This window comes from Lysinibacillus sp. 1 U-2021 (genome assembly GCF_029916965.1).
GTDB classification, from domain to species: Bacteria; Bacillota; Bacilli; order Bacillales_A; family Planococcaceae; genus Lysinibacillus; species Lysinibacillus capsici.
In genome coordinates this window covers 4,066,501-4,072,500 of sequence record NZ_CP123966.1, presented here as the reverse complement: position 1 = coordinate 4,072,500, position 6,000 = coordinate 4,066,501, and the positions used below count along the sequence as shown (strand labels likewise).

Here is a 6,000-nt window from a genome sequence, read left to right as displayed (position 1 = left end):
GGTGGAGCGCTTAGAAGTGAGAATGCCGGTATGAGTAGCGAAAGACGGGTGAGAATCCCGTCCACCGTATGACTAAGGTTTCCTGAGGAAGGCTCGTCCGCTCAGGGTTAGTCGGGACCTAAGCCGAGGCCGATAGGCGTAGGCGATGGACAACAGGTTGATATTCCTGTACCACCTCCTCACCGTTTGAGAAATGGGGGGACGCAGTAGGATAGGGTAAGCGCGCCGTTGGTTGTGCGCGTCCAAGCAGTAAGGCGTGTGTGTAGGCAAATCCGCACACTGTAACGTTGAGCTGTGATGGCGAGTCCGTATGGACGAAGTTCCTGATTTCACACTGCCAAGAAAAGCCTCTATCGAGGTGAGAGGTGCCCGTACCGCAAACCGACACAGGTAGTCGAGGAGAGAATCCTAAGGTGTGCGAGAGAACTCTCGTTAAGGAACTCGGCAAAATGACCCCGTAACTTCGGGAGAAGGGGTGCTCTTGAGCGTGCAAGCGCATGAGAGCCGCAGTGAATAGGCCCAGGCGACTGTTTAGCAAAAACACAGGTCTCTGCAAAACCGTAAGGTGACGTATAGGGGCTGACGCCTGCCCGGTGCTGGAAGGTTAAGAGGAGTGGTTAGCGCAAGCGAAGCTGCGAATTGAAGCCCCAGTAAACGGCGGCCGTAACTATAACGGTCCTAAGGTAGCGAAATTCCTTGTCGGGTAAGTTCCGACCCGCACGAAAGGCGTAACGATCTGGGCACTGTCTCAACGAGAGACTCGGTGAAATTATAGTACCTGTGAAGATGCAGGTTACCCGCGACAGGACGGAAAGACCCCGTGGAGCTTTACTGTAGCCTGATATTGAATTTTGGTACAACTTGTACAGGATAGGTAGGAGCCAGAGATCTCGGAGCGCCAGCTTCGAAGGAGGCGTCGGTGGGATACTACCCTGGTTGTATTGAAATTCTAACCCATGCCCCTTAGCGGGGCAGGAGACAGTGTCAGGCGGACAGTTTGACTGGGGCGGTCGCCTCCTAAAAGGTAACGGAGGCGCCCAAAGGTTCCCTCAGAATGGTTGGAAATCATTCGTAGAGTGTAAAGGCACAAGGGAGCTTGACTGCGAGACCTACAAGTCGAGCAGGGTCGAAAGACGGGCTTAGTGATCCGGTGGTTCCGCATGGAAGGGCCATCGCTCAACGGATAAAAGCTACCCCGGGGATAACAGGCTTATCTCCCCCAAGAGTCCACATCGACGGGGAGGTTTGGCACCTCGATGTCGGCTCATCGCATCCTGGGGCTGTAGTCGGTCCCAAGGGTTGGGCTGTTCGCCCATTAAAGCGGTACGCGAGCTGGGTTCAGAACGTCGTGAGACAGTTCGGTCCCTATCCGTCGTGGGCGTAGGAAATTTGAGAGGAGCTGTCCTTAGTACGAGAGGACCGGGATGGACACACCGCTGGTGTACCAGTTGTCTTGCCAAAGGCATCGCTGGGTAGCTATGTGTGGACGGGATAAGTGCTGAAAGCATCTAAGCATGAAGCCCCCCTCAAGATGAGATTTCCCATTACGCAAGTAAGTAAGATCCCTCAAAGACGATGAGGTAGATAGGTTCGAGGTGGAAGTGTGGTGACACATGGAGCTGACGAATACTAATCGATCGAGGACTTAACCAAAACGTTTGAAACATTCAATGCACCGTTTATCCAGTTTTGAAAGAACAAATCTTTCAATTAAATACAAAGTCTAGTGATGATGGCAAAGAGGTCACACCCGTTCCCATACCGAACACGGAAGTTAAGCTCTTTAGCGCCGATGGTAGTTGGGGGCTTCCCCCTGTGAGAGTAGGACGTCGCTAGGCAATTATAAAGTCATGGATCTATTCCATGACTTTTTTTTATTTTGTGAACTATTCATAAAATGCTATAATATATTTAAGTGGATTTAAAGGAAAATTCTTTCACCTAGATACATTCTGGATTTAATAATGGAGGAATCAAAATGAGGCAGAACATTTTTTCTGCGATTTCGATCTCAAGTCTACTACTTATATTCTTTATGTTTGGCTATGATTCAACCAAATGGTATGGAAACTTTTTTACATTTCTCTATCGTGTAAATATGTTTATGCCGTTTATTTTAGGTGGTTTAGGCATCACCAGTGCCCTATTTGGCATCAAAGGATATCGTATGGTTCTTGTTGTCCTTCATTTGTTCCTACTGTTATTATTTTTTTGTATCTATTTAAAGGCATTTTATATTCTATGAGCATTCATCAAAACTGCGGAGAGAAATCTGCAGTTTTTTTCTATTTATTTAAGTTCTTACATACTTCTGTAAGCAACAAAAGGTATAATGAATTACAAATTGGTTGTGAATGAATATGTACAATGGAAAGGAAGAAAAAGTTGGGAAAAAAGCAAATTTGGTATGAGGTACTGGAAAACGAGTCAATCGAGGATTGCTTGGCAAGAATGCGGAAAGATGGCTTTATGGTCATAGGACGAAAAGAAGAGCCGCTTTTTCATATCGTAGATGGCGAGCCAGCTTATCTGCGTCAAAAAATTCAGTTTAAAGGTATACCTGCTCAAGATATCGAATGATTTTGACTAAAAACCGAACATTTTTTTTCGCCTAATAAAAAATGTTCGCATTTTTGGATTGACGATAAGACAATCCCTTGTTAAAATGTGAGAAGGAAAAACAAATAGATCCCACATATATGCTAGAGGATTGGCTCTAGTGTCTCTACCCGGCACCGTAAATGCTGGACTATGCGGGAAAGCACTTTTGGCGTATGGTGAGAAGGTCTTTGTACAGCTATGTACATGGAGACGATCTTGTCCGAATAATCCTCAAGTAAACTGCTTTCACGTGTACTGGTAGAGAGTAGTTTACTTGGGGATTTTCTTTGTAAATAAGAATTGCAGTAGCTATTTAAAATAGAGGCTAGCACAATAAATAATTGATCATTTTTCTATCGTTTAAAAGGAGCGACAATTTATGAATCCGAAAATCGGTGTCATTATGGGTAGTTCAAGTGACTGGGAAACAATGAAACATGCATGTGATATTTTAGATGAATTACAAGTACCGTACGAAAAGAAAGTTGTATCTGCACATCGTACACCTGATTTAATGTTTGAATATGCAGAGGCAGCTCGCGAGCGAGGAATACAAGTAATTATTGCTGGTGCAGGTGGTGCTGCACATTTGCCAGGAATGGTGGCAGCTAAAACAACATTACCTGTCATTGGTGTACCAGTTCAATCACGAGCACTTAATGGACTTGATTCACTATTATCCATCGTTCAAATGCCTGGTGGCGTACCTGTAGCTACTGTAGCGATTGGCAAAGCAGGAGCGACTAATGCAGGGTTACTTGCAGCTCAGATTTTGTCAACAACAGATGTGGAGCTTGCTAATAAATTAGATGCTAGACGTGAAGCAACAAAGCAGCAAGTATTAGAAAGTACAGGTGACTTAGTGTGACGAAGATTATTTATCCTGGACAAACGATAGGCATTATAGGCGGAGGACAACTTGGTCGAATGATGGCACTTGCTGCAAAAGAGTCAGGTTTTAAAGTGGCTGTTCTTGAACCAGCAATGGACTCACCTTGTGGGCAGGTAGCAGATATTCGCATTGTAGCTCCATATGATGATGAAGCTGCTTTAGAAGAACTTGCAGAAGTAAGTGATATTATCACATATGAATTTGAAAATATTGATTATGAAGGCTTAAAGCGTTTATCACAAATGGCTTATGTTCCTCAAGGAGCAGAGTTGGTACGTATTACACAAAACCGTATAACAGAGAAAGAAGCTATTGTGAAAGCTGGTTGCCCAGTAGCACCATATATTGTTGCAAAAACTTATGAAGAATTAGTAGCCAATATTGATTCGATTGGTTATCCTTGTATAGTCAAAACAGCAAGAGGTGGTTATGATGGCAAGGGACAGCAGCTTTTAAAATCAACTGAAGATTTGCCTTTAGCGAAAGAATTATTCACACATTCACAATGTATTGCAGAAGGGTTTGTTCCTTTCGTAAAGGAAGTATCGGTCATTGTTCAAAGAAATGGTCATGGTGAATCGTATTGTCAGCCAGTTGGAGAGAACATTCATGTTCATCATATTCTTCACGAGACAATAGTACCTGCTCGCATAACTGAAAGCACAGCTCAAGCTGCCGAACGAGAAGCTTTGAAAATTGCAGATTATTTACATTTAGTAGGAACGCTAGCAGTAGAAATGTTTGTATTAGAAGATGGTAGTATTGTTATCAATGAATTAGCACCAAGACCTCATAATTCTGGTCACTATTCAATTGAAGCATGTAATGTTTCACAATTCCATCAACATATTCGTGCTGTTTGTGGATGGCCGTTACGTAAGCCACAACTATGGGCACCGTCCATTATGGTCAATGTATTAGGGCAGCATGTCGTGCCACTCAGTAACTCAATTGCTAAATATCCTGAATGGTCCATACATCTTTATGGGAAAGCTGAAGCTAAGGTCAACCGTAAAATGGGCCATGTGACGATTATGACAAAAGACTTAGAAGCTACACTACAACAAATCGAAAGTTCTGGCATTTGGTCAGAATAGAAGGAGATACGCAATGATTGAACGTTACACAAGACCCGAAATGGGCGCAATTTGGACAGAACAAAATAAATACCAAGCTTGGCTAGAGGTTGAAATTTTAGCTTGTGAAGCATGGGCAGAGTTAGGGGATATCCCAAAAGAGGATGTTGCTAAAATTCGTGAAAATGCTTCATTTGATGTGAATCGTATATTAGAAATTGAACAAGAAACTCGTCATGACGTTGTAGCCTTTACTCGTGCTGTTTCTGAAACACTTGGAGAAGAGCGCAAATGGGTACATTATGGTTTAACTTCTACTGACGTAGTAGATACAGCACTTTCTTATTTAATCAAACAAGCAAATGATATTTTACGAAAAGATATCGTAAATTTCATTGATATTATTGCTGCTAAGGCAAAAGAACATAAACATACAGTTATGATGGGACGCACACATGGTGTTCATGCTGAACCAACAACTTTCGGTTTGAAACTTGGTTTATGGTACGAGGAAATGAAGCGTAACCTTGAACGTTTTGAAGCAGCTGCGAAAGTAATTGAAACAGGAAAATTGTCTGGGGCTGTTGGAACATATGCCAATATTGATCCTCGTGTTGAGCAATATGTTTGCGATAAATTAGGCCTTGCAGCATCACCGATTTCAACACAAACTTTACAGCGCGACCGCCATGCTCAGTATTTAGGTGCATTAGCTTTAATCGCTACTTCAATTGAAAAATTCGCAACAGAAATTCGTGGACTACAGAAATCTGAAACACGCGAAGTGGAGGAAGCTTTTGCAAAAGGTCAAAAAGGTTCGTCCGCAATGCCACATAAGCGTAATCCAATCGGTTCTGAAAACATGGTTGGTATGTCCCGTTTAATGCGAGGTTATATGGTGACTGCTTATGAAAATGTAGCTTTATGGCATGAGCGTGATATTTCACATTCATCTGCAGAGCGTGTTATTTTACCGGATGCAACAATTACTCTTAACTATATGCTAAATCGCTTCGGTAATATTGTGAAAAACTTAACAGTATTCCCTGAGAACATGAAACGTAATATGGATCGTACATTTGGTCTTATTTATTCTCAACGCATCTTACTAGCATTGATTGATAAAGGATTAGTACGAGAAGAAGCTTATGATACAGTACAACCTTTAGCAATGCAGGCTTGGGACGAGCAAGTTCAGTTCCGTACATTAGTCGATGGAAGTGAAAAAATCACATCTTATTTAACAAAAGAAGAGTTGGATGATTGTTTTGATTACAACTACCACTTACAGCATGTTGATATGATTTTTGAACGACTAGGACTTAACTAATATTTATTTAGCCATCTAATAATAAATGTTAGAGCCACCCGTAAAAGTTTCAGAGTTGAATCGTAGAGATACGGTTCAATTCTGAATATTATTACAAGCGT

Annotated in this window: 5 protein-coding genes, 2 rRNA genes and 1 riboswitch (1 of these 8 only partly in view); all 7 genes read left to right on the top strand. The window is 42.4% G+C overall.

Annotation, left to right across the window (positions count from 1 at the left end):
- Nucleotides 1–1,653, top strand: a 23S ribosomal RNA gene (locus tag QH639_RS21555); it begins 1,275 nt to the left of the window's first position.
- A gap of 69 nt (nt 1,654–1,722) precedes the next feature.
- A 5S ribosomal RNA gene (rrf, locus tag QH639_RS21550) occupies nt 1,723–1,838 on the top strand.
- Between the two features lie 140 nt (nt 1,839–1,978).
- Nucleotides 1,979–2,245, top strand: coding sequence for a hypothetical protein (locus tag QH639_RS21545; RefSeq protein WP_237898751.1), 267 nt, complete (start codon nt 1,979–1,981; stop codon nt 2,243–2,245).
- A 140-nt stretch (nt 2,246–2,385) separates the two neighbouring features.
- Nucleotides 2,386–2,580 (top strand): NETI motif-containing protein, encoded by a 195-nt coding sequence (locus QH639_RS21540; RefSeq protein WP_237898749.1) that lies wholly within the window; start codon nt 2,386–2,388, stop codon nt 2,578–2,580.
- Between the two features lie 93 nt (nt 2,581–2,673).
- Nucleotides 2,674–2,772, top strand: a riboswitch (purine riboswitch).
- 208 nt (nt 2,773–2,980) lie between these two features.
- Entirely contained in the window at nt 2,981–3,469 is a 489-nt protein-coding gene (gene purE, locus QH639_RS21535; RefSeq protein WP_131522010.1) for a 5-(carboxyamino)imidazole ribonucleotide mutase, read from the top strand.
- The gene (gene purK, locus QH639_RS21530) at nt 3,466–4,590 is read left to right on the top strand and encodes a 5-(carboxyamino)imidazole ribonucleotide synthase (RefSeq protein WP_004225748.1); all 1,125 of its coding nucleotides are present in this window, start codon (nt 3,466–3,468) and stop codon (nt 4,588–4,590) included. Before purE ends, purK begins: the two co-directional genes overlap by 4 nt.
- A 13-nt stretch (nt 4,591–4,603) precedes the next feature.
- On the top strand, nt 4,604–5,899 hold the full coding sequence (purB, locus tag QH639_RS21525; protein ID WP_281115235.1) for an adenylosuccinate lyase: 1,296 nt from the start codon (nt 4,604–4,606) through the stop codon (nt 5,897–5,899).
- The last annotated feature ends 101 nt before the right edge of the window (nt 5,900–6,000 follow it).